At 71.5% G+C, this 20,712-nt stretch carries 16 protein-coding genes and 1 pseudogene; 16 read left to right on the top strand and 1 reads right to left on the bottom strand.

Annotation, left to right across the window (positions count from 1 at the left end; all coding sequences use genetic code 11):
• Positions 1-3: 3 nt before the first annotated feature.
• The 16 genes from ACWD4G_RS06265 to ACWD4G_RS06190 all read left to right on the top strand — a co-directional run bounded on the left by ACWD4G_RS06265 (position 4) and on the right by ACWD4G_RS06190 (position 19,641).
• The gene (locus ACWD4G_RS06265) at positions 4-1,104 is read left to right on the top strand and encodes a C45 family autoproteolytic acyltransferase/hydolase (RefSeq protein WP_451291024.1); all 1,101 of its coding nucleotides are present in this window, start codon (positions 4-6) and stop codon (positions 1,102-1,104) included.
• Positions 1,101-2,021, top strand: a complete 921-nt coding sequence (locus ACWD4G_RS06260) for a 4'-phosphopantetheinyl transferase family protein (RefSeq protein WP_451291023.1) — start codon at positions 1,101-1,103, stop codon at positions 2,019-2,021. Before ACWD4G_RS06265 ends, ACWD4G_RS06260 begins: the two co-directional genes overlap by 4 nt.
• Entirely contained in the window at positions 2,021-3,595 is a 1,575-nt protein-coding gene (locus ACWD4G_RS06255) for a lyase family protein (RefSeq protein ID WP_451291022.1), read from the top strand. The genes ACWD4G_RS06260 and ACWD4G_RS06255 overlap by 1 nt, the downstream gene beginning before the upstream one ends.
• On the top strand, positions 3,592-5,262 hold the full coding sequence (locus ACWD4G_RS06250; RefSeq protein WP_451291021.1) for a class I adenylate-forming enzyme family protein: 1,671 nt from the start codon (positions 3,592-3,594) through the stop codon (positions 5,260-5,262). Before ACWD4G_RS06255 ends, ACWD4G_RS06250 begins: the two co-directional genes overlap by 4 nt.
• 71 nt (positions 5,263-5,333) lie before the next feature.
• Complete coding sequence (locus ACWD4G_RS06245) at positions 5,334-6,839, top strand: phytoene desaturase family protein (protein ID WP_451291020.1); 1,506 nt, start codon at positions 5,334-5,336, stop codon at positions 6,837-6,839.
• 25 nt (positions 6,840-6,864) lie between these two features.
• Positions 6,865-8,085, top strand: a complete 1,221-nt coding sequence (locus tag ACWD4G_RS06240; RefSeq protein ID WP_451291019.1) for an FAD-binding oxidoreductase — start codon at positions 6,865-6,867, stop codon at positions 8,083-8,085.
• 35 nt (positions 8,086-8,120) lie between these two features.
• A complete protein-coding gene (locus ACWD4G_RS06235; protein WP_451291018.1) occupies positions 8,121-8,369 on the top strand; it encodes an acyl carrier protein in 249 nt (82 codons plus the stop codon).
• Positions 8,370-8,402: 33 nt separating this feature from the next.
• Positions 8,403-10,262 carry an FAD/NAD(P)-binding protein gene (locus ACWD4G_RS06230; protein ID WP_451291017.1) on the top strand — a complete coding sequence of 620 codons (1,860 nt, stop codon included), beginning with the start codon at positions 8,403-8,405 and terminating at the stop codon, positions 10,260-10,262.
• A gap of 156 nt (positions 10,263-10,418) precedes the next feature.
• Positions 10,419-11,651: an acyl-CoA dehydrogenase family protein gene (locus ACWD4G_RS06225; RefSeq protein ID WP_451291016.1), complete on the top strand. Its 1,233-nt coding sequence runs from the start codon at positions 10,419-10,421 to the stop codon at positions 11,649-11,651.
• Positions 11,651-12,751 carry a saccharopine dehydrogenase gene (locus ACWD4G_RS06220; RefSeq protein ID WP_451291015.1) on the top strand — a complete coding sequence of 367 codons (1,101 nt, stop codon included), beginning with the start codon at positions 11,651-11,653 and terminating at the stop codon, positions 12,749-12,751. Before ACWD4G_RS06225 ends, ACWD4G_RS06220 begins: the two co-directional genes overlap by 1 nt.
• 104 nt (positions 12,752-12,855) lie before the next feature.
• The gene (locus tag ACWD4G_RS06215; protein ID WP_451291014.1) at positions 12,856-14,169 is read left to right on the top strand and encodes a lysine N(6)-hydroxylase/L-ornithine N(5)-oxygenase family protein; all 1,314 of its coding nucleotides are present in this window, start codon (positions 12,856-12,858) and stop codon (positions 14,167-14,169) included.
• Positions 14,166-15,257, top strand: coding sequence for an NAD(P)/FAD-dependent oxidoreductase (locus tag ACWD4G_RS06210; RefSeq protein WP_451291013.1), 1,092 nt, complete (start codon positions 14,166-14,168; stop codon positions 15,255-15,257). Before ACWD4G_RS06215 ends, ACWD4G_RS06210 begins: the two co-directional genes overlap by 4 nt.
• Complete coding sequence (locus ACWD4G_RS06205) at positions 15,254-17,269, top strand: class I tRNA ligase family protein (protein WP_451291012.1); 2,016 nt, start codon at positions 15,254-15,256, stop codon at positions 17,267-17,269. Before ACWD4G_RS06210 ends, ACWD4G_RS06205 begins: the two co-directional genes overlap by 4 nt.
• The gene (locus tag ACWD4G_RS06200; RefSeq protein WP_451291011.1) at positions 17,266-18,786 is read left to right on the top strand and encodes an AMP-binding protein; all 1,521 of its coding nucleotides are present in this window, start codon (positions 17,266-17,268) and stop codon (positions 18,784-18,786) included. Before ACWD4G_RS06205 ends, ACWD4G_RS06200 begins: the two co-directional genes overlap by 4 nt.
• Positions 18,776-19,042 (top strand): acyl carrier protein, encoded by a 267-nt coding sequence (locus tag ACWD4G_RS06195; RefSeq protein ID WP_451291010.1) that lies wholly within the window; start codon positions 18,776-18,778, stop codon positions 19,040-19,042. Before ACWD4G_RS06200 ends, ACWD4G_RS06195 begins: the two co-directional genes overlap by 11 nt.
• A 5-nt stretch (positions 19,043-19,047) precedes the next feature.
• Positions 19,048-19,641: a GNAT family N-acetyltransferase gene (locus tag ACWD4G_RS06190; RefSeq protein ID WP_451291009.1), complete on the top strand. Its 594-nt coding sequence runs from the start codon at positions 19,048-19,050 to the stop codon at positions 19,639-19,641.
• A gap of 58 nt (positions 19,642-19,699) precedes the next feature.
• Here ACWD4G_RS06190 and ACWD4G_RS06185 read toward each other — a convergent pair.
• Positions 19,700-20,694, bottom strand: a pseudogene (locus ACWD4G_RS06185) (aldehyde dehydrogenase family protein).
• Positions 20,695-20,712 lie beyond the last annotated feature (18 nt).

Below are 20,712 nucleotides of genomic sequence, written 5' to 3'. Positions count from 1 at the left end.
ACCATGACCACCACCGAACCCCCCATCCCCGCCCTCCAACTGGCCGGTTCCCCTTACGAGTTGGGGCGGCGGCACGGCGCCGCCCGCGCCCGGGTGCTGCGCGCGTTCCTCGACGACGGGCTCGCCCGGCTGAACCACCTCCTGGACACCCCGGTGTCGCCCGAGTCGCTGGCGCCGGCGATCGCGGCGCACCGGGCGGAGATCGAGGCCGCCGTACCAGAGCTGGCCGAGGAGATCCTCGGTCTCGCCGACGGGGCCGGTATCAGCCACGAGGAGGCCCTGCTGCTGCAACTGCGCCGCGAGATCCTCGGCTACCGCCGCACCCGCCGCCCCGAGGGCGACTGCACGACGTACGCGCGGGTGGGTCACGGCCCGGACGGCGGCGCCCACACCACGCTCGCGCAGACGGTCGACCTCAGCGGCAATCTCGACGACCAGACCTGCTTCCTGTCGATCCGCCGGGCGGGCTCCCCGCGCGAGGTGCTGATGCTGAGCTTCGCCGGGCTGCTCGGCTATCTGGGTCTGAACAGCGACGGGCTCGCCGTCGGCATCAATCTGGTGCTGGGCGGCGAGTGGGGGCCCGGTGTGCCGCCGTATCTGGCGGTGCGCCATGTCCTCGACAGCGCCGGGTCCGTGGACGAGGCGCTGGGGGCGCTGGAGGGGCTGCGGCTCGCCAGTTCCCGGTCGCTGACGCTGTGCGACCGGGACCGGGCCGCGTACGTCGAGTTCCTGGACGGGCGGATGCGCGTGGTCGAGGGCTCGGTGCTGGTCCACACGAACCACTTCCTCCACCCGGACTTCATGCCCTACGACGAGCTGAACATCTTCGCCAAGAACGGCTCGCTGCGCCGGCTGGACGCCTGCGCCGTACGGCTGAAGGCACTGCCCGAGGACGCCTCGCCCGGCGACCATCTGGGGCTGCTGTCGACACCGCCGATCTTCGTGCCGGACAACGGTGACATCCGCCGTGAGCGGACCGTGGCGGTGGTGGCGATGCGCCCGGCGCTCGGCGAGGTGCGGCTGCTGGGCTCGCGTCCGTGTGCGGCGCCCCTGGTCTTCACGGCCGGAGCCCTGGGTGCCATGAGCGGGGCGGCGGGCGGATGAGGGCGGAGGCGGAGGGCTGGCTGATCACGTTGGACGACGGTGTGGACCCGACGAGGGGCAGCGACGGCGTGGACCCCGCTGAAGACGGCGACGGCGTGAACGGGCCGTGGGACGACGAGGCTTGCCGTGCCGTGCTCTCGGAGGAGGAGTGCCGGCGGGCCGACCGGCTCAGCGGCCCCGCCTCGGCCGTGGCGTTCATGCGCGTCCGTGCCGCGGTTCGCCGGGTGCTCGCGCATCTGGTGGCCGAGGCCCCTGCGGACATACGCATCGCCACCGCGCCCGGCGGCAAGCCCGTACTGCCGGACCACCCGGAGTTGTACGTCAGCTGGTCGGCGTCGAGGAATGTGCTGCTCGTCGGGGTGTGCCGGGGCGCCCCGATCGGGGTCGACGTGGAACTGATCCGGCCCGTGGAGTCGCCCGCCAAGGTGCTGCGGACGTTCTGTCCGAGCGTCCACGCACTCGGTGAGTTCCATGAGCCGGAGACGTTCTTCTCGGCCTGGACCCTGCTCGAAGCGGCGGTCAAGGCGACCGGGCGGGGCATGGCGCGAGGGGCCCGGCAGGTACAGCTGTACCGGCCGCCGGGCGCGCTTCGGTGCGAGCTGGCCGGTGTCCGGGACGCCGACGGGGCCGTCTGGTCAGGCCGTACGGAGCGGGTGGCGCTGCCCGCCGGGTTCCGGCCGCCTGCCGGGCCCGTGTCCTCGGCCGGGCCGGTGGCGTCCGCCGGGCCCGTGTCGTCCGCCGGGGCGCTGGCGTCCGCCGTACGCCCGTCCGCCGCCGCCGAGGTGATGACGGCCGTGGTGACGCGGGGGTCGGCGGCCGCGTTCCGGCTCCGCGCCTGGCGGCTCCCGGACGCGCCGCCGCCTCTCGTAAGCACTCTCCCGGTGACCCAACGGCCGTCCGTATTCGAGGAGTTGTGATGACCCCTGACGTGGCGAGGTCCCCCCAGGAAGGCCCCCGGGCCGCCGGTACCGACTCGGGGCTGCTGTCGCCCGTCTGGGCCGGCACCCCGGTCGAGGCGGTCACCTCGGACGAGGCGTGGCTGACGGCGATGGTCGAGTTCGAGGCGGAGCTGGCCACCGCGCAGGCGAGGCTCGGAGCGGTGCCACCGGGGACGGCGGCGGCCATCCGCGAGGCGGGCGTCGTACGGGCGGCCGGTGCGGGGCGGGCCGAGGCTCCCGGTGGCGGGCTGGACCCGGCGGAGTTGGCGCGGCTCGGCAGGGAGGCCGCGAACCCCGTCGTCCACTTCGTCAAGCGGCTGACCGAGCTGGTCGCGGAGGTGGACACGGAGGCGGCCGGGTCGGTGCACGCGGGGTGCACCAGCCAGGACGTGCTGGACTCGGCGGCCATGCTGGTCGCCACCAGGGCGCTGACGCTGGTCCGTGACGACCTCGACCGGATGCGTGCCGCCCTGGCCGCGCTCGCCCGGGACCATCGCTCGACCCCGGCGGTGGCCCGGACGCTCACCCAGCACGCGGTGCCCACGACCTTCGGCGTCAAGGCGGCCACCTGGCTCACCCTGGTGTGTGACGCCCATGACCGGGTGGACGCCCTGCTGGAGAAGGGGCTGCCGCTGTCGCTGGGCGGCGCCGCCGGCACCCTGTCGGCCTACCACGACCATCTCACCGATGCCGGTGTCTCCGGCGACCACCCCGAATTACTGCTGGCGGCGCTGGTCTCGGCCGGGTTGGGGCTGGCCCAGCCCACGGTGCCGTGGCATGCGGCGCGGACCCCGATCGCCGATCTGTCCGCTGTGCTGAGCTTTGTCGGCGGGGCGCTCGGGAAGTTCGCCGCGGATGTGCTGGTGCTGTCCCGGACCGAGATCGCCGAGGTCGCCGAGCCGGTCGCGGTGGGGCGGGGGCAGTCCTCCGCGATGCCGCAGAAGCGGAACCCCGTACTGAGCACGCTGGTCGCCACGGCCGCGCGTCAACTCCCGGTGTACGCCCTGGTGTTGGAGCAGTCGATGGTCGCCGAGGACGAGCGGTCCGCGGGGGCCTGGCACGCCGAGTGGCAGCCGCTGCGGGAGTGCCTGCGGCTCGCGGCCGGAGCGACCCACACGGCGGCCGAACTCGCCGAGGGGCTGGTCGTCTCGGCGGACCGGGCCCGGGCCAACCTGCTGCTCACCGGGAGCGGCGTGGTCGCCGAGCGGCTGTCCACCACGCTCGGCCGGGAGCTGGGCCGACAGCGGGCCAAGGAGGCCGTGACGCGGGCGGTACGGGCCACGGAGACGGGGGTTCCGGCGGCCGAGGCGCTACGGCACGCGTTGGCCGAGACCGACCTCACCGACGTACCGGAGGACGCTCTCGACTCGCTCGGCTCTCTCGACGAACTGCTCGATCCCGAGCGCTTTCTCGGCGCCGCCGAACCCTTGGTCGACCGTGCCGTGCACCGGGCCTGCGCCTCGGCCGAACCTCCCGCACAGCCGCACGACGACCCCGCACCGCCTGACCCCAACCCCCTCGTCCCGTCCGAAGAACTGGAGACCGCGACATGATGATCAGTGAGGAACTCCGCCGGAGGATTCTCGACGACCGGGCGCTCGGTGCGGGCAATGTGCTGCACCGGCTGCCCCTGTACGGACGGTCGCCCGACGAGCAGGTGCTGTGGCTGGACGGCACCTGGCGCGCGCCCGACGGCGGGCACCCCGAGGTGCTGACCCTCCGTGAGCTGGAGGAGGTCGTGGCGATCTACGCCGGCTTCTACCACCGGGCCGGTGTGCGGGCCAAGGACGCCGTCGCCATCGTGACGACGTCCATCACCGACTTCGCGCTGAACCTGATGGCGCTGACGAGCCTCGGCGCGATCGCGTCGCTGGTGAACGCCAATATGCCCGTCGATGTGCGCCGCGAGTACATCCGCCGGCAGAGGGTGGTCGGTGTGATGACCCAACAGCCGTGGCACGGCGAGCTGTTGAAGCATCTGGACGACGACCTCCCTCCGAGGTTCGTGGCGCTGCAGTCCCAGATCACCCCGGACGACCGGGAGCACCGGCCGGCGAGGTATCCGTTCCACCACGCACCCAGCGACCCCATCCTGATCTCCCACTCCTCGGGCACGACGGGCATCCCGAAGTCGGCGTTCCACACCCACGAGACCCTGTTCCACGGGGCGCTCAGCCGTCTGTCGGACGGGCTGGACTGCTCCACCCGCAAGCGGCTGCTGGCGCTGCCGGGCCACCATGTCTCGGCGATGTCGAACACCCTGCTGGGGCTGCTCCTCGGGGCTCCGGTGGTGCACTTCACCGACCCGAGCGGGAAGGCCGTCCTCGACGGGATCGAGAAGTTCCGTCCGACCATCGTGTTCGGGTTCACGCACACCCTCACGGAGATGGCGGGCGAGGATCTGACGGACCGTGACCTGTCGTGTGTGGAGGGGTTCTACGCCTCCGGGGACGCGATGCACGTGGTGCACATCAACCGGCTGCTGGCCAAGGGGCAGCACCCGGTGACGGGCCGCGACCTGAAGCCCAAGACCGCGCCCGGAGCGATCTTCCTGGACATCTTCGGGTCGACGGAGATGGGTTATGTGCTGTTCGACTACGTCCACCGGGCGGGCGGGCCCAACATGGGCCGCTGCATCGGCCGTCCGATGCGGTTCGCCCAGGCGGCGGTGCTGTCCGAGGACGGTGATGTGCTGCCGCCGGGGAAGGTCGGCCGGCTCGGGGTGCGGTCCAAGTCGCTGACACCGGGCTTCTGGAACGACAACGTGCGCTGGCATCAGCAGTGGCTCGGCGGCTACTTCCTCACCGGTGACCTGGTGTACCGGGACGGCGGCAACAACTTCTACCACCTGGACCGCACCTCCGACGCCATCCGCACCAACGAGGGCTTCGTGTTCAGCGCGTACACGGAGGAGCTGCTGCTGAGCGAGTACCCGGAGATCCGGGACTGCACGGTGGTCGGGCTGGCCGAGGAAGGGGTGCGGTTCGGCTGGGAGGACGAGGGTGTGGCGAAGACGTATCTGCTGCTGAACCTCATGGAGGGGGCGAGCGCGCCCGAGGACCCGACGGCCTGGGTGAACGAGGCGCTGGCCCGGCACGGGCTGCCGCTGGTGGCGGGCGCCGCGGTGGTCGGCGAGGACGCGATCCCGGTGGGGATCACCGGCAAGGTCCTCAAGCGGATTCTGCGCGAACAGGCCAGGGAACTGGTCGCCGGAGGCTGACGCCGTCCATGACCCGACCGGGTGGGTGGCGCGCTGTCGCCCACCCGGTCTGCTGAGGAAGGGACTTGGGAATGAGCGTCGACTACGACGTGATCGTCATCGGGGCGGGCCTCGGCGGGCTCTCGGCCGCGACCACGCTGCAACGCGGGGGCATGCGCACGCTGTTGCTGGAGCGCCACAGTGTTCCGGGCGGCGCGGCCACCTCGTTCGTGCGGGGCCGTTTCGAGTTCGAGGTGTCGCTGCACCAGCTCGGCGGCATGGGCGGCCATGAGCCGTTGAAGGCCGTGCTGGACGAGCTGGATGTGACGCGCAGGGTGGAGTGGCTGGAGGACCGCGAGCTGTGCCGGACCTTCGTACCCGGCGAGGTCGATGTGCGGCTGCCCCATGACTGGGAGGGCCTGGCGGACGTCCTCGACGGCATCGCGCCCGGCCAGCGCGACCGGATCGTACGGTTCCTGGAGATCGTGCGGGAGACCGGGCTGTGGCAGCTGACGGCGCGGGTGAGTCTGCACAGGATGAAGGAGCAGCTGGAGTGGCTCAAGACGCTGCCGGATGTGCGGCGTTACGCGCTGAAGACGTTCCGGGAGGTGCTGGACGAGTTCTTCACCGATGAACGGCTGAAGATCGTGCTGTCGTCGTACTGGAGCTACAACGGCCAGGTGCCGCACCGGATCGCGTTCGTGGACATGGCGCGGCTGCTGGCGCTCTACGTCGAGACCAAGCCGTACCAGGTCGTCGGCGGCAGCCAGGCGCTGTCCTCGGCGCTGGTGGAGTCGTTCGAGGAGGCGGGCGGCGAGATCCGGCTCAACACGAACGTGGCGAGGATTCTCACCCGGGACGGCACCGCGATCGGGGTCCGGCTGGAGGACGGCGAGTCCGTCTTCTCCCGGTTCGTGGTCTCCAACGCCCCGTCGACCACCACGTACTTGCGGCTGCTGGACGACCCGGACGCGGTCCCCGCCCATACGCTGGCCGATCTGCGCTCCCGGCGGCTCGGCTCGTCCGCCACCTGTCTCTTCCTCGGGGTGGACGCGTCGGCGCGGGAGCTGGGCTTCGGCACGGCGACGACGTTCCTGACGGCCGGGCTGGACGAGGAGGCGATCCTGCGGGGCGCGTACTCGCTGGACGAGCCCTGCCCGTTCATGATCGCGACCTGTTACGACGTCCAGCCGACCGGGCTCGCGCCGAGCGGGTCCTCGCAGGTGGTGCTGTCGTCGATCCAGTACGCGGAGCCGTGGGAGGCGCTGGCACCCGAGGAGTACGCGGCGGCCAAGACCAGGTACGCCCAGTCGCAGCTGGACCTCGTGGAGTCCCTGGTGCCCGGTATCCGGGACGCGATCGAGGAGGCGGAGCTGGCCACGCCGCTGACGTTCAAGCGGTACACCAACCAGCCCGGCGGGGCCATCTACGGCTTCGACCAGGACATCACCGACAGCTGGCTGTTCCACGACGACGACCTCAAGCAGAACGTGCCGGGCCTCCTCCTCACCAGCAACTGGACCACGGCCGGCGGCTACAACTCCAACCTCGTGACCGCCGCCCGGCGGTGCCAGCGGCTGCTCGCCGCGGGCGTCTGACCCCCTGACACAAGCGGAGTGGGACATGACAGACAGGACTGATGGCCCGGGTGGCACGGATGGCCCGTACAGCCCGGCGGTCAATCCGCTGGCTCGGCTGCTGGAGGGGGCGGACGAGGTCGTCGCCCGGATGAGGGCGCATGCCGAGGCCCAGGGCGAGCATCCGGCCAACGCCCGGTCCGAGGTCGAGCCGCACCACCCGAGGAAGCTCGAACTGACCCTGGCGGAGATCATCGAGGAGACCGTCTCGACGAAGACCCTCCGGCTGCGGCGCACGGGGGGCGGGAATCTTCCGCCGTTCCGCGCCGGGCAGTACATCAGCCTCGATGTCCGCGTCGGTGACGTCGTGACGAACCGGGCGTTCTCCCTCTCGTCCAGCCCCACGCGACGCGACCACTACGACCTCACCGTGCGCCGGTTGCCGGGCGGGCTGGTCAGCAACCACCTCCTCGACGACGTCCGGGTGGGCGACCGGTTCACCAGCGGGGGGCCGATGGGGAGCTTCTGCCACGATCCGCTGTTCCACGGCGAGGACATCGTCTTCCTCGCCGGCGGCTCCGGCGTCGCCCCGGCGATGAGCATGATCCGCGAGATCGCCGAACTGGGTCTGCCCCGGCGGATGACCCTGCTCTACGGCTCCCGGCACGCGGACGACATCATCTTCCAGGACGAACTCGACACCGTCGCACGGCGGCACCCGAACATCGTGGTGCACCATGTCCTCGCCGAGGCCGGCCCCGACTGGACCGGCGCGGTGAAGCCTCTCGACGCCGAGCTGATCGACAAGCTCGCCGGACCACTGGCCGGGCGGATGGCGTACATGTGCGGCCCGGCGTACAAGTATCCGTATCTGACGGGCGAGTTGGCGTCCCTTGGCCACCCCGGCCGGCGCATCCGCAAGGAGGCCAACTACGTCGCCATGACGCCTGCGGAGGACCCCCGCTGGCCCGTGGGCGTCGACACCAAGGAAGAGGTCACCGTCAGTGTGCGGGGCCGCGAGACGTTCCGGATGCCGCGCGGCCGGGAGCTGATCTACGCCCTGGAGGAGAACGGGATGCCCCCGGCCGCCTCCTGCCGCTCCGGCGAATGCGGTGACTGCCGGGTCAAGATCCGCTCCGGCGAGGTCTTCCACGCCGAGGAGGCCAAACTGCGGATGTCGGACGTGACATTCGGTTACGCGCATTCCTGTGTCGCGTATCCGCTCACCGACATCGAGGTGGAATTCCAGCCCGACGGCGACTTCTAGCCCCCCAGAAAATAAATCCCACAGGAGGTTTTCAGATGTCCTCTGACCTGCGTGAAGTCATGGTCGACACGCTCCGCAACATGAACTTCGAGGTGGACTCGGTGACCGACGAGACGCCGCTCGGCGACGGCGGGCTCGAATTGGAGTCGCTCTCCCTCGCCGAACTCGTCATGCAGCTCGACACCTTCGGCGTGGAATTCTCCGACGAGGAGATGGAGCAGCTGACCGGCATGACCTTCGGCGAATTCGCCCAGGAGGCGAATCGCCGCGCCGCGGGGAAGTAACCCGTGCCGCGGCCGACCAGGACGATATGCGTCGTGGGGGCCGGCCCACGGGGCCTCGCCGTCCTCGAACGGTTATGCGCCAACCACACCGACGGGCACCGGCTCATGGTCCACATGGTGGACCCCTACCCGCCGGGGCCCGGACACACCTGGCGCACCAGGCAGTCCCCCCATCTGCTGATGAACACGGTGACCTCCCAGATCAGCCAGTTCACCGACGACAGTGTCCCCTGCGCCGGTCCCGTCCGGCCGGGGCCCAGCCTGTACGAATGGCTGGTGCGGACCGCGCCCGGGTCCGAGCGGGGCCGGTCCGAGTCCGAGCGGCGCTGGGCCGACCCCGAACCGCTCGGGCCCGACGACTACCCGTCCCGCGCCCAGTACGGCCACTACCTGGAATGGGTGTTCCGGCACCTGGTCGAGACCGCCCCGGCCGGCCTGCGCGTCCTCGTCCACCGCGCGACCGCGACGGCTCTGGACGACGGCACGAACGGCCAGCGCCTCACCCTCGACAACGGCACCCGGCTGACCGGCCTGGACGCCGTCGTGCTCGCCCTCGGCCACGGGACCGCCGAACCGACGGACGAGGAACGGGAGTTCACCGAGTACGCCGACCGTCACTATCTGCGGTACGTCCCCCCGGGCAACCCCGCCGATGTCGACCTCGACGACATCAAGCCCGGCGAGCGCGTCGCCGTACGGGGGCTGGGGCTGGCGTTCTTCGATGTGCTGGCGCTGCTGACCGAGGGCCGGGGCGGCAAGTTCGTGTCCGCCCCCGGGGGCCTGCTGTATCTCCCCTCCGGCCATGAGCCCGTGCTGTACGCCGGGTCCAGACGCGGGGTGCCGTACCACGCGCGCGGGGAGAACCAGAAGGGGCCGTCCGGTCGGCATGAGCCGCTGTTCCTGACCTTGGACGCGGTCCGCCGGATACGGGCCACCCCGGGCGCCACCTTCCGGCGGGACGTGTGGCCGCTGCTGGACGCGGAGGTGCGTGCCGTCCATCACCGGGCCCTCGTCGCCGAGCGCACGGATCGGGCCACCGCCGACCGCTTCCTCGCCGAGTACGTGGCCGCCCCCGAGGCCGAACGCACCGCCGTGGCCCGCCGCTTCGGGGTGCGCGAGCGGGACGACTGGGACTGGGGGCGGATCGAACGTCCTTGGGGGCGGCGGGAGTTCACCGGTCGCGCGGACTTCTCGCGGTGGCTGGTCGGCCATCTGCGGGAGGACGCCCGGCAGGCCGCAGGGGGCAATGTGGACAACCCGCTCAAGGCGGCCCTGGATGTGCTGCGGGATCTGCGCAACGAGGTCCGGCTCGCCATCGACCACGCCGGGATCACCGGGGCGTCCTACCGTGACGAGGTGGTGGGCTGGTTCACGCCGCTCAACGCCTTTCTGTCCATCGGGCCGCCCCGGTCCCGGATCAGGGAGATGGCCGCGCTCATCGAGTCCGGCGTACTCCAGGTCATGGGGCCGGGGACCCGGGTCCGCCGGGACCCCCACGGGCGGGGTTTCCTCATGGGCTCCGCCGTGCTCCCCGGACCGGAGGTCGTCACCGGCACGCTGATCGAGGCGCGGATCTCGGAGCCGGGTCTGCGGCGCAGCGGCAATCCGCTGCTGCGGCAGCTGCTCGCCACGGGGCAGTGCCGGCCGTATCGCATCCCGGATGCGGAGGGTTGCGCGTACGAGAGCGGGGGCCTTGATGTCACCCCGCGCCCGTATCGCGTGGTGAACGCCTCGGGCGTGCCCCACCCGCGCCGGTTCGCCTACGGGGTGCCCACGGAGGGCGTCCACTGGGCTACGGCTGCCGGAATTCGACCGGGGGTCGGGTCTGTGATTTTGGAGGACGCCGATGGGATCGCTCGGGCGGTGTTTGATGCGTTGGCTGCGCCGCCGTGATGTATCTGCGGGCCGGTGGGGGCTGGTCGCGCCCCGCGGCGGAGCCGCAAATCGACAACGCCCCGCGCCCCTAAAGACGGGGCGCGTCCCCCGGCCCCACGGCTCGCAGCACCCCCTTTCCATCCCCCGAACCCTGCACGGAGTCGCCCAGTGGACATGACGTCGATCTTCGACCCCGAGATGCTCCGTCTCCCCCTCTATGACGACGGGCACCGTCAGTTCGCGCATCAGATCGGTATCTGGTGTGACAGCTATGGCGAGGTCTGGGACACCGTGCGTCGGTTGGCGCCGGATGAGGCCGGGCGGCGGCTGGTTGAGCTGCTCGGGGAGGACGGGTGGCTCGCCGGGCTGGACCCGGGGGCCGGGCCGTACGATCTGCCCACCGACTTCCGTGCCCTCTGTCTCGCGCGGGAGGCGCTGGCCTACACCGAGGACCTGGCGGACTTCGCGTACTCCATCCAGTCGCTGTCGGCCACCCCGATCATCCGCTTCGGCGACGAGGAGCAGCGGCGGCGTTATCTGCCGGGCATGGCCAAGGGGTTGGTGGTCGGCGCGTTCGCGGTCTCCGAGAAGGCGGCGGGGTCGGAGGTCGCGGCGGTCGGGCTGAGCGCCCGCAGGAGCGGAGACGGCGGTTTCGTCCTCGACGGCGCCAAGGCGTGGATCGCCCATGCCACCATCGCCGACCTGTACGTCGTCATCGCCCGTACCGGCGAGGGACCGGGCCCGCTCGGGCTCACCGCGTTCCTGGTGCCCGCCGACACCCCGGGAATTCGGGTCGAACCTCTCGACGCCATCGCCCCGCGCTCCTTCGGTCATCTGCTGTTCGAGAACTGCCGGGTGCCCGCCGAAACGGTACTCGGCGGCCCCGGCAAGGGTTTCGTGGTCGCCGTCGACCTTCTCGAACGGTTCCGGATGACGGTCGCCGCCGCCGCGCTCGGCTTCGGCCGCCGGGCCGCCGACGCGGCACTGGCCCACACCAGGACGCGGAACGCCTACGGCGGCACCCTCTTCGACCTCCAGCTGGTCAAGGCCTCGCTGGCCGACATGGAGGTCCAGCTGGGCGCCGCCGCGCTGCTGACGGCACGGGCCGCCTGGGAGTGCGACCGGGGCGGCCGGGGCTTCGCCAAGCACTCCAACATCGCCAAGGTCCATGCCACGGAGGCCGCCCAGCGGATCGTCGACACCTCGGTCCAGCTGTTCGGTGCCGCGGGGGTGATCCAGGGCTCCCTCACCGAGCGCCTGTACCGGCAGATCCGCTCCCTGCGGATCTACGAGGGCAGCACGGATGTGTTGCGGCTCGCCGTCGCCGACGCCCTGGACGTACGGCGGGCCGGTCGTGCCGCCGCCGACATCGCCGGGGATCGATCCGCCGCACAGGAGCTTCGCTGATGCCGGCCCCGCTGCGCCTGTGGCTGCGGCACGAGTCCCGGGCCACCGAACGCCGGGCGCCGCTGGTGCCCGAGGACGCCGCTCGGCTGGTCGGCGAGGGCGTCGAGATCACCGTGGAGGAGTCGCCGCAGCGGGTGTTCCCGATCGCCGCGTACGTGCGCGCGGGCTGCGCCACGGCACCGGCGGGCAGCTGGGTCGAGGCGCCGGAGGACCACTACGTGCTGGGGGTCAAGGAGTTGCCGGCCGAGCCGCGCGAACTGCGGCACCGGCACATCTACTTCGGGCACGCCTACAAGGGGCAGACGGGCGCCGGGGACCTGCTCGCCCGGTTCACGGCGGGCGGCGGCACGCTGCTGGACCTGGAGTATCTGGTGGACGACGACGGCCGCCGGCTGGTCGCCTTCGGCTACTGGGCGGGCTACATCGGCGCCGCCCTCGCCGTACTCCACCGACGCGGCACCCTCGCCACTCCGCTGCGCCCCCTGGACCGACCGGGGTGGGAGGCGCTGCTCCGGGCGGGGGTCGACGGCGACGGACCACGGCCGGACGGTGGTGGGGGCCCCGCGCTGGTGATCGGCGCGCGCGGTCGCGGCGGGCGAGGGGCCTGCGACGCCCTGGAGGCCGCCGGTGTCACCCCGGTCCGCTGGGGCGTGACGCAGACCCGCGTACTGGACCGGGCGGCGCTCCTCTCGTACGACCTCCTCGTCAACGCCGTGCTGGTGACCCGGCCGGTGCCGCCGTTCCTCACTCCGGCCGATCTGGATTCCCCCGGCCGCCGGCTGTCCGTCGTCGCGGACGTCACCTGTGACGTGCACTCGGAGTGCAATGTGCTGCCGGTGTACGACGCGGTCACCGACTGGGCGGAGCCCGCCCGGCGGCTGCGGGACGGCGACCGCCCGCTGGACGTCATCGCCGTGGACAATCTCCCCGCCCTCGTCCCGGTCGAGTCCAGTCGCGCCTTCTCCGCCGAGCTGTGGCCGCAGTTGCTCCGTCTGAACGACGGTGCCGGGGCCTGGGTCCGCTGCCGTCGGGCCTTCGCGGCGGCGGTGGTGGCGGTGGTCGACGAGAGCCCGTCCCGCTCGCCCGGACCCCCGCCATGACGCCATGACGACCCCAGGCCGGCCGGAGGCCGACCCACCGGACACCCGCCCCACCCGCATCACCCTCATCGAGCGCGGCGACCCGCCCAAAGGAGAAGCCCGACATGGTGCAAGAGCCAACTCGCTCCGGCGCGGAGCACTACCGCTGCCTGGGAGTCGGCGTAGGACCGGCCAATCTGAGCCTGGCGTCCCTGCTGCACACCCGGCCGGACATCACCAGTCTCTTCCTCGACCGGAAGGACTCCTTCAGCTGGCACGACGGTCAGCAGCTGCCGGGGAACACCTTGCAGGTCTCCCTGTTCAAGGACCTGGTGACACTGGCCGACCCCAGGAACCCGTTCTCGTTCCTGTCGTATCTGCATGACAACGGCAGGCTGTACCACTTCCTCAACGCCCAGTTCGACGCCGTGCCGAGGGTGGAGTTCCGCAACTATCTGGCGTGGGCCAGCAGTCGCAACAAGAACATCGTCTTCGGGGAGACCGTGCGGGAGGTCTCCTTCGACACGGTGTTCACGGTGCGCACCGACCGGCGGACGGTCACCGCGGACAACGTGGTCGTCGGGGTGGGCAGCCGCCCTTGGGTGCCGTCCGAGGTCCGCGACCGGCTGGGGCCCACCCAGTTCCACGTCAGCGACTATCTGAGCGCGGCCGACGATCTGGGCGGCAAGCGGGTGGTGGTGATCGGCGGCGGCCAGTCCGGCGCCGAGGCGTTCCTCGATCTGATCTCCCAGCCGGACGACGCGCTGCCGCGCCGGGTCTCCTGGATCTCCCGTCGGGGCAACTACTTCCCCATCGACGACTCGCCGTTCACCAACGACTACTACATGCCCTGCTACGCGGACTACTTCTTCGACCTGGACCGCGAGGCCCGGCAGGCCTTCAACCGGCAGAACGTCCTCTCCAGCGACGGCATCTCGGAGAGCACCCTGCGCGACATCTACCAGCGCGCCTACCTCCACCGCTTCGTGGACGGCAATGTCGACCTGGTCGGCCTCTACCCCAACCGTGAGGTGACCGGGGTCAGCACCGGGGTGTACGGCGGCTGGCAGGTGTCGGCGCGGCACAACGACCACCCGGAGGCCACCGAGCTGTTCGAGGCGGACGTGGTGATCTGGGCGACGGGGTTCCGCCCGACCGACATGGACTTCCTCGCGCCGATCGCCGACCGGCTGGAGCGGGACGGCGAGGAGTTCCGGATCGACGAGGACTACGCCGTGCACTGGGACGGCCCGGACGACCGCCGGGTCTTCGTGCAGAACGCCGCCCGGGGACAGCGCGGTCTCGCCGACCCCAACCTCAGCCTCAACGCCTGGCGCAGCCAGCGCATCGCCGACCGCCTCGGCAAGGTGTCCAGCAACGAGCAGTTGCCGTCGTTCATCGAGTGGTCCTCCAAGCCCCGCGCGGGGAGGACCACATGAGCCACATGAGCGTCGCCGACCGGGACCGCGAGACGGTGGTGGTCGGCGCCGGCATCCTCGGCTGCCTCATCGCCCGTGAGCTGGCGGCCGCCGACCCCACCGCCTCGGTCACCGTCCTCGACCGCGATCTGGTGGCCTCCGGCGCCACCCGCCGCTCGGCGGGCCTGCACTTCCCACGCGGCGCCAACCCCACCCTGCGTGCCATGGCCACCGAGAGCCAGCGCTACTACGCCGAACTCACCGCCGTACGACCGGAGTTGCCGATCCATCGGCTCGGTATGACGGTGGTCGCCCCCGAGCGGACCGAGCCCGGGCTCCGCGAGACCTATCTGCCGGAGTCCGGCCTGCGGCGCGTCACCGACGTACCGGACGGCGTGACGCTCCCGGAGGGCACGGCCGCCTGGACCGGCGACGGCTGCCAGTACGCGGACGTCCTGGCCCTCACCCAGGCCCTGGCCGCCGAACTGCGGCCGAAGCAGCGGGTGGAGTTCCTGGAGGGCGTCACCGTCACCGACATCTCCTCCGACGCGGACGGCGTACGGATCGCCCTCGCCACCGGTGTCACCCTCACCGCCGAGCGGGCGGTGCTGGCGCCGGGCCCCTGGCTCGCCGACAAGGCGTGGCGGCATCTGGTCGAACCCCTCGGCGCGCGGGTCAAGAAGATCGTGGCCCTGCACATCGAGCGGCCCCCGGCCCCCGGTGACGGCGCGATCGTCTTCCAGGAGGAGGACGCCTTCCTGCTGCCGTACGCGCACCGGGGCCACTGGCTGTTCAGCTACACGTGCGCGGAGTGGGACGTCGACCCCGACGCCGTCGAGCCGGGCCTCACCCCCGCGCACTGCGAGGAGGCCCGCGAGCTGCTGGCCCGTTACGCCCCCGGTCTGGTCGACCACTGTGTCTCCGGCCGGGTCTTCTGCGACGCGTACGCCCCCGGCGGTGCGCCGATCGTGCGCCCGCTCACCGGCGACGGGCGACTGCTGTTCGCGGGGGCGGCGAGCGGCTCCGGGTACCGCCTGGCACCGGCGGTCGCGCGGGAGGCCGTACGTCTGCTGTCCGCCCAGCCCCTGTCCGGAAAGGTCATGACATGATCATCAGCACCTACGATCCGCGCGCCCTCCAGCAGGCCTTCGGTATCGGAATGAGCAGTGTGGAGGGGCTGGGGGTGGGCGCCGGCTGGGGGCGGGTCGTCCCGGGCGGGGCGTCGACCAGCCATCAGCACGACGAGACCGAGTTCTTCGTGATCGTCGCGGGCGAGGGCGAGTTCGTGGTGGACGGCCGCCGTCACCCGGCCCGGCCGGGCACCCTCGCGCTCTTCGAGCCGTTCGAGTCGCATGTACTGGAGAACACCGGCGACGCCGACCTGGTCTTCCTCACCCAGTACTGGCGCGACCCCGTCCGGGCCCAGAGGTCGGCGGGCGACGAGGACCGGCTGTCGTTCGGCGACCGCCCGGTCTTCGTGTTCTCGACCCCGCCGACCCCCAACGGCGATCTGCACCTCGGGCATCTCTCCGGCCCGTACCTCGGCGCCGACGCTTTCGTCCGATTCCAGCGCATGAACGGCGCCGACGCCTGGCATCTGACGGGCAGCGACGACTACCAGAGCTATGTGGTGGGCCGTGCGCGCGGCGAGGGCCGAGCCCCCGCCGAGACGGCCGCCCACTACAGCGCCGAGATCGCGCGGACGCTCGCGCTGATGGACATCGTCCCGGACCAGTACACGGTCACCGACGCGGACCCCGGCTACCCCGACGGTCTGCGGGACTTCTTCTCCCGGATCGTCGCCTCCGGCTGGGTCACGGTCGCCGAGCGGGACGCGCTGTTCGACAGCGAGAGCGGACAGTACCTGTACGAGGTGGATGTCAAGGGCGGCTGCCCGGGCTGTGGTGCGGGCACCAGCGGCAACATCTGCGAGGAGTGCGGCGAGCCCAACACCGTGGTGGACCTGGCCGAGCCGCGGTCCACCGCCTCGGACGCCGAGCCCCGGCGCGCTCCGCTGGCCCGCTGGTCGCTGCCGCTGCACATGTTCCGCGAGGAGGTCGCCACCCATCACAGCCTCGGCCGCGTCCCGGCCCGCCTGCGCGAACTCGGCGACCGCCTCTTCGCCCGCCCCGACCTGGACATCCCCATCAGCCACCCGTCCGACTGGGGTGTCGCCCCGCACGAGACGGACGTCGACGGCCAGGTCATCTGGGTCTGGCCGGAGATGTCGTACGGCTTTCTGCACGGCATCCAGGAGTTGGGCCGGCGGCTCGGCAAGGGCTGGCGGGCGGGGACACCGGAGCGGGACTGGAAGATCGTCCACTTCTTCGGCTACGACAACAGCTTCTACCACTCCGTGCTCTACCCGGTGCTGTACCGGCTGGCCCACCCCGGCTGGGCGCCGGACATCGACTACCACGTCAACGAGTTCTATCTGCTGGAGGGCGAGAAGTTCTCCACCAGCCGCCGCCACGCCGTCTGGGGCAAGGAGATCCTCAGCGAGGACTCCGTGGACGCCGTCCGCTACTTCCTCTCCCGCACCCGGCCGGAGGGCGAGCGCACCAACTTCCGCCGCGCCGACTATGAGACGGCGTTGGACGAACGGCTCATCGGCACCTGGCAGCAGTGGCTGAACGACCTGGGCGCCCGGATCACCAAGCAGTACGACGGCAAGGCGCCGGACGCGGGGATCTGGACGCCGGAGCACTCGGCGTTCCTGGCCCGACTGGGCGCCCGGCTCACGGCGGTCACCGGCGCGCTGCGCGCGGACGGCTTCTCCCTGAACCAGGCCGCGGCGGAACTGGACGGCCTGATCGAGGACGCCGTCCGCTTCTCCCGCCAGGAGTCCCGTACGGCGCAGTCCGCCGGCTGGCAGGACGAGGCCCGCACCGCGATCGCCCTGGAGCTGGCGGCCGCGCGCCTCCTCGCGTACGCCGCCCGGCCCGTGATGCCCCGCTTCTCCGATCGACTGGCGACGGCCCTGGGCCTGCCGGAGCCCACCGACTGGCCGCGGACGGTGGAACTGCTCGCCCCCGGCAGCGAGATCCGCCTCGCCGACGCGGTGTTCTTCAGGCCGAGCGCCGAGTCGGAGGCGCGTGCGCGGCAGGGGTCGGCCCGATGACCGACGACACCCTCGGCCGTCTCGTCTCCGCCGAACCGGCGGCCGGGACCATCTCCTTCGCCAGCCTCCTCGGCACGCGCACGCTGCCGCTGGCCGACCTGTTCCTGCGCTCGGGCCGGGTGGCCCGCTGGCTGCGCGGCCGCGGGGTGGGTCCCGGCGACCGTATCGGTGTCCTCGCGGCCAACGGCCTGGAGTGGGTGCTGCTCGATCTTGCGGCCCTGCGGCTGAAGGCGGAGACGGCCGGTCTTGAGCCGGGCAAGTTCGACCCCACTGTCGAACTGATGCGCCGCTACGACCTGAAGCTGCTGTTCACGGACCGCCCCGCCGACGCCCCCGGCGCCGTACCGATGGCCGAGGTGACGGAGGCGGCCGAGCGGGAGGACGTGGACGGTCCGCCGCTGCCGCCGGTGAGGTGGGGCCCGAAGGACGTCACGACCGTCAAGTTCACGTCCGGAAGCACCGGCGAGCCGAAGGGCCTGGGCGCGACGGCGGGCAGTATCGACAGCTCGCTGAAGGCCGTCCAGGAGATCTTCGAACACGGCCCCGGCGACGACCTGTTCGTCTTCCTCCCCCTCTCCCTCCTCCAGCAGCGCTACTGGATCTACTCGGCGCTGCTGCACGGCCATGACGTCACCGTCAGCACCTATGAGGCGGCCTTCGCGGCACTGCGCCGGGCGCGGCCGACCGTGGTGATGGGGGTCCCGGCGTTCTACGAGACGGCCAAGCGGCAGATCGAGGCGAGGCTGCGCCGTGGCGGGGGCGTGTCCTTGGAGCGGGCGGCGCAGGCGGTGTTCGGCGACCGCGTCCGCTACCTCTGGACGGGGTCGGCGCCCGCGAGCCCCGCCGTGCTGCGCTTCTTCACCGACGCCGGACTGCCGATCTTCGAGGGCTACGGCCTGAACGAGACCTGCATCGTCACCAAGAACCACCCCAAGGCCCATCGCGAGGGCAGCGTCGGCCAGGTGCTGCGCGGCAAGGAGGTGCTGATCGGCGAGGACGGCGTGGTCCGCGTCCGCAGCGACCACCCCGTCAATGTCCGTTACGCGTACGCCAAACCCGGTGACTCCGAGCGGATCTTCGAGCCGGACGGCACGGTCCGCACCGGTGACCTGGGCTACCTGGACGAGGACGGCTTTCTGTTCATCCGGGGCCGGGCGGATGACGTGATCGTCCTCGACAACGGCAAGAAGGTGGTGGTCCGGCCGATCGAGGAGCATTTGAGGGCGGACCCGGCGATCGCCGAGTGCGTGCTGTTCTGCCCCGGCCAGACCGAGTTGGTGGCGGTGGTGTCCCCCGCCTCGGTGCCCGCCGACCGGGAGGCGATCACCGCCCGGCTGGCCCTCACCAACGCCTCGCTCACGGCGGACGAGCGGATCGCCCGGGTCGTCGTCGCCGACGAGCCCTTCACCATCGACAACGGTCTGCTCACCTCGCAGTACAAGCCGAAGCGGCGGCAGATCCTCGCCGCCCACCACAGCGCCGTCCACGACCCCGAGGAAGGAATCCATGCCCGCTGAGCTGGAAACCGCGGCCCGTGAACAGTTCTCCGCCGTGCTGACCCATGAGGTCGACCCGGCGGCCCTGGACCTCGACGCCGACATGGTCGGCCACTACGCGCTGACGTCCCTCAACAAGGTGCTGTTCCTCACCGAGCTGTGCGAGACCACCAAGGTCGACCTCGCCCACTTCACTGAGGACGACCTGGCCCGGATGCGGACGCTGCGCGACGTCACCGAAGCCCTCGCCCGACACGCGGGCCCCATGGAAAACTGATCGCCATGACCTGGGCAGAGAAAGCATCAACAGTCCTGGAAAACAAGCACGTTGAGCTCCATCCGGTCACCGAGGCGGATCGCGAGGGCATCCGTGCCGTCGCCATGGACGCGCACATCTGGCGGTACTTCGTGGCGGCCGTGGAGAACGAGGCGGACTTCAAGGTCTTCTTCGACACCTGTCTCGCCGACCAGGCCGCCGGCCGCCGTGTCGTGTTCGTCGTCACCGACAAGCAGTCCGGCCGGATCGCGGGGAGCATGAGTTACGGCAATCTGGCCGAGGCGGACGCCCGGCTGGAGATCGGCTGGTCCTGGCTGGGCCGTGACTTCCGAGGCAAGGGCGTCAACCGCTGGGCCAAGTACCTGCTGCTGGAGCACGCCTTCGAGCGACTGGGCGCCGAACGCGTCGAGTTCAAGACCGACATCCTCAACGAACAGGCCCGCCAGGGTCTGCGCAACATCGGCGCCACCGAGGAGGGCACCCTCCGCAGCTTCAACTACATGCCCGGAGGCCGCCGCCGGGACGCCGTCTTCTACAGCGTCCTGCGCGCGGAATGGCCCCGGGTGAAGCAGCATCTGACCACCGACTACCCGAACTGACCACAGCCGAGGGGCGGTGCCGGACCGGCTCCGCCCCCGATCTCGCCCTTCGGCGCCGCTACGACCGCAGCACGAACGGGTCGCCCTGCGGTTCATCGCTCGTGTTGACCCACACCGACTTCAGGCGGGTGTACTCCCTGATGGCCTCGGTGCCGTGTTCGATGCCCATGCCGCTGTCCTTGAAGCCGGAGCGCGGGGACATGGGGGACATGGCCCGGTAGGTGTTGACCCAGACCGTGCCCGCTTCCAGCGCCGCCGCCATACGGTGGGCGCGGGCCAGGTCCCTGGTCCACACCCCGGCGGCGAGGCCGTAGCCGGTGTCGTTGGCGAGCCCGATCGCCTCCTCCTCGCTCTCGAACGGCATGATCGAGGCGACCGGGCCGAAGATCTCCTCCCGGCTGACCCGCATGCCGTTGTCGGTGCCGACGAAGACGGTCGGTGCGTAGAAGTAGCCGTCCAGGCCGATGTCCGCGCGGGTGCCGCTGGTGACGACCCGGCCGCCCTCCTGCGGCCGACGGCCACGTACTCCTCGACCTTGGCGAGCTGGGACGCCATCGCCAGGGGGCCGAGTTCGGTCTCGGGGGCGAGCGGGTCGCCGATGCGGATGGTGCGGGCCCGCTCGGCGACCCGCTCCACGGTCTCGTCGTAGACGTCGCGGTGGACGAAGACCCGGCTCCCGGCGACACAGGTCTGTCCGGCGGCGGCGAAGATCCCGGCGACGATGCCCATCGAGGCGGAGGCGATGTCGGCGTCGCTGCTGACCAGGGACAGGGTGGCGATCCGGGAGGGGTGGTGGGCCGCGAGGTGGGCGGCGACCAGGGAGCCGAGCGAGAAGCCGGCGAGGTGGACCCGGCCGGTGCGGACGGAAGCCAGGCCGCCGTTGGCAGTGCCCCGCCCGCTGCCGAGGTGGTCCAGGACCTCCACGACATCACCCGCGAGGTCGGCGAGGGTGGTCCCGGGGCGGGCCGGGGGTGAGGACCCGTGCCCCCTGAGGTCGACGGTGGTCACCCGGTGACCTGCGGCGACGAGATCCGGTACACAGCGCTGCCACATCCTCATGTCCAGCCCGAC

It is taken from the genome of Streptomyces sp. NPDC002643, from assembly GCF_053592555.1.
This window is presented reverse-complemented; position numbering and strand designations above follow the sequence as displayed.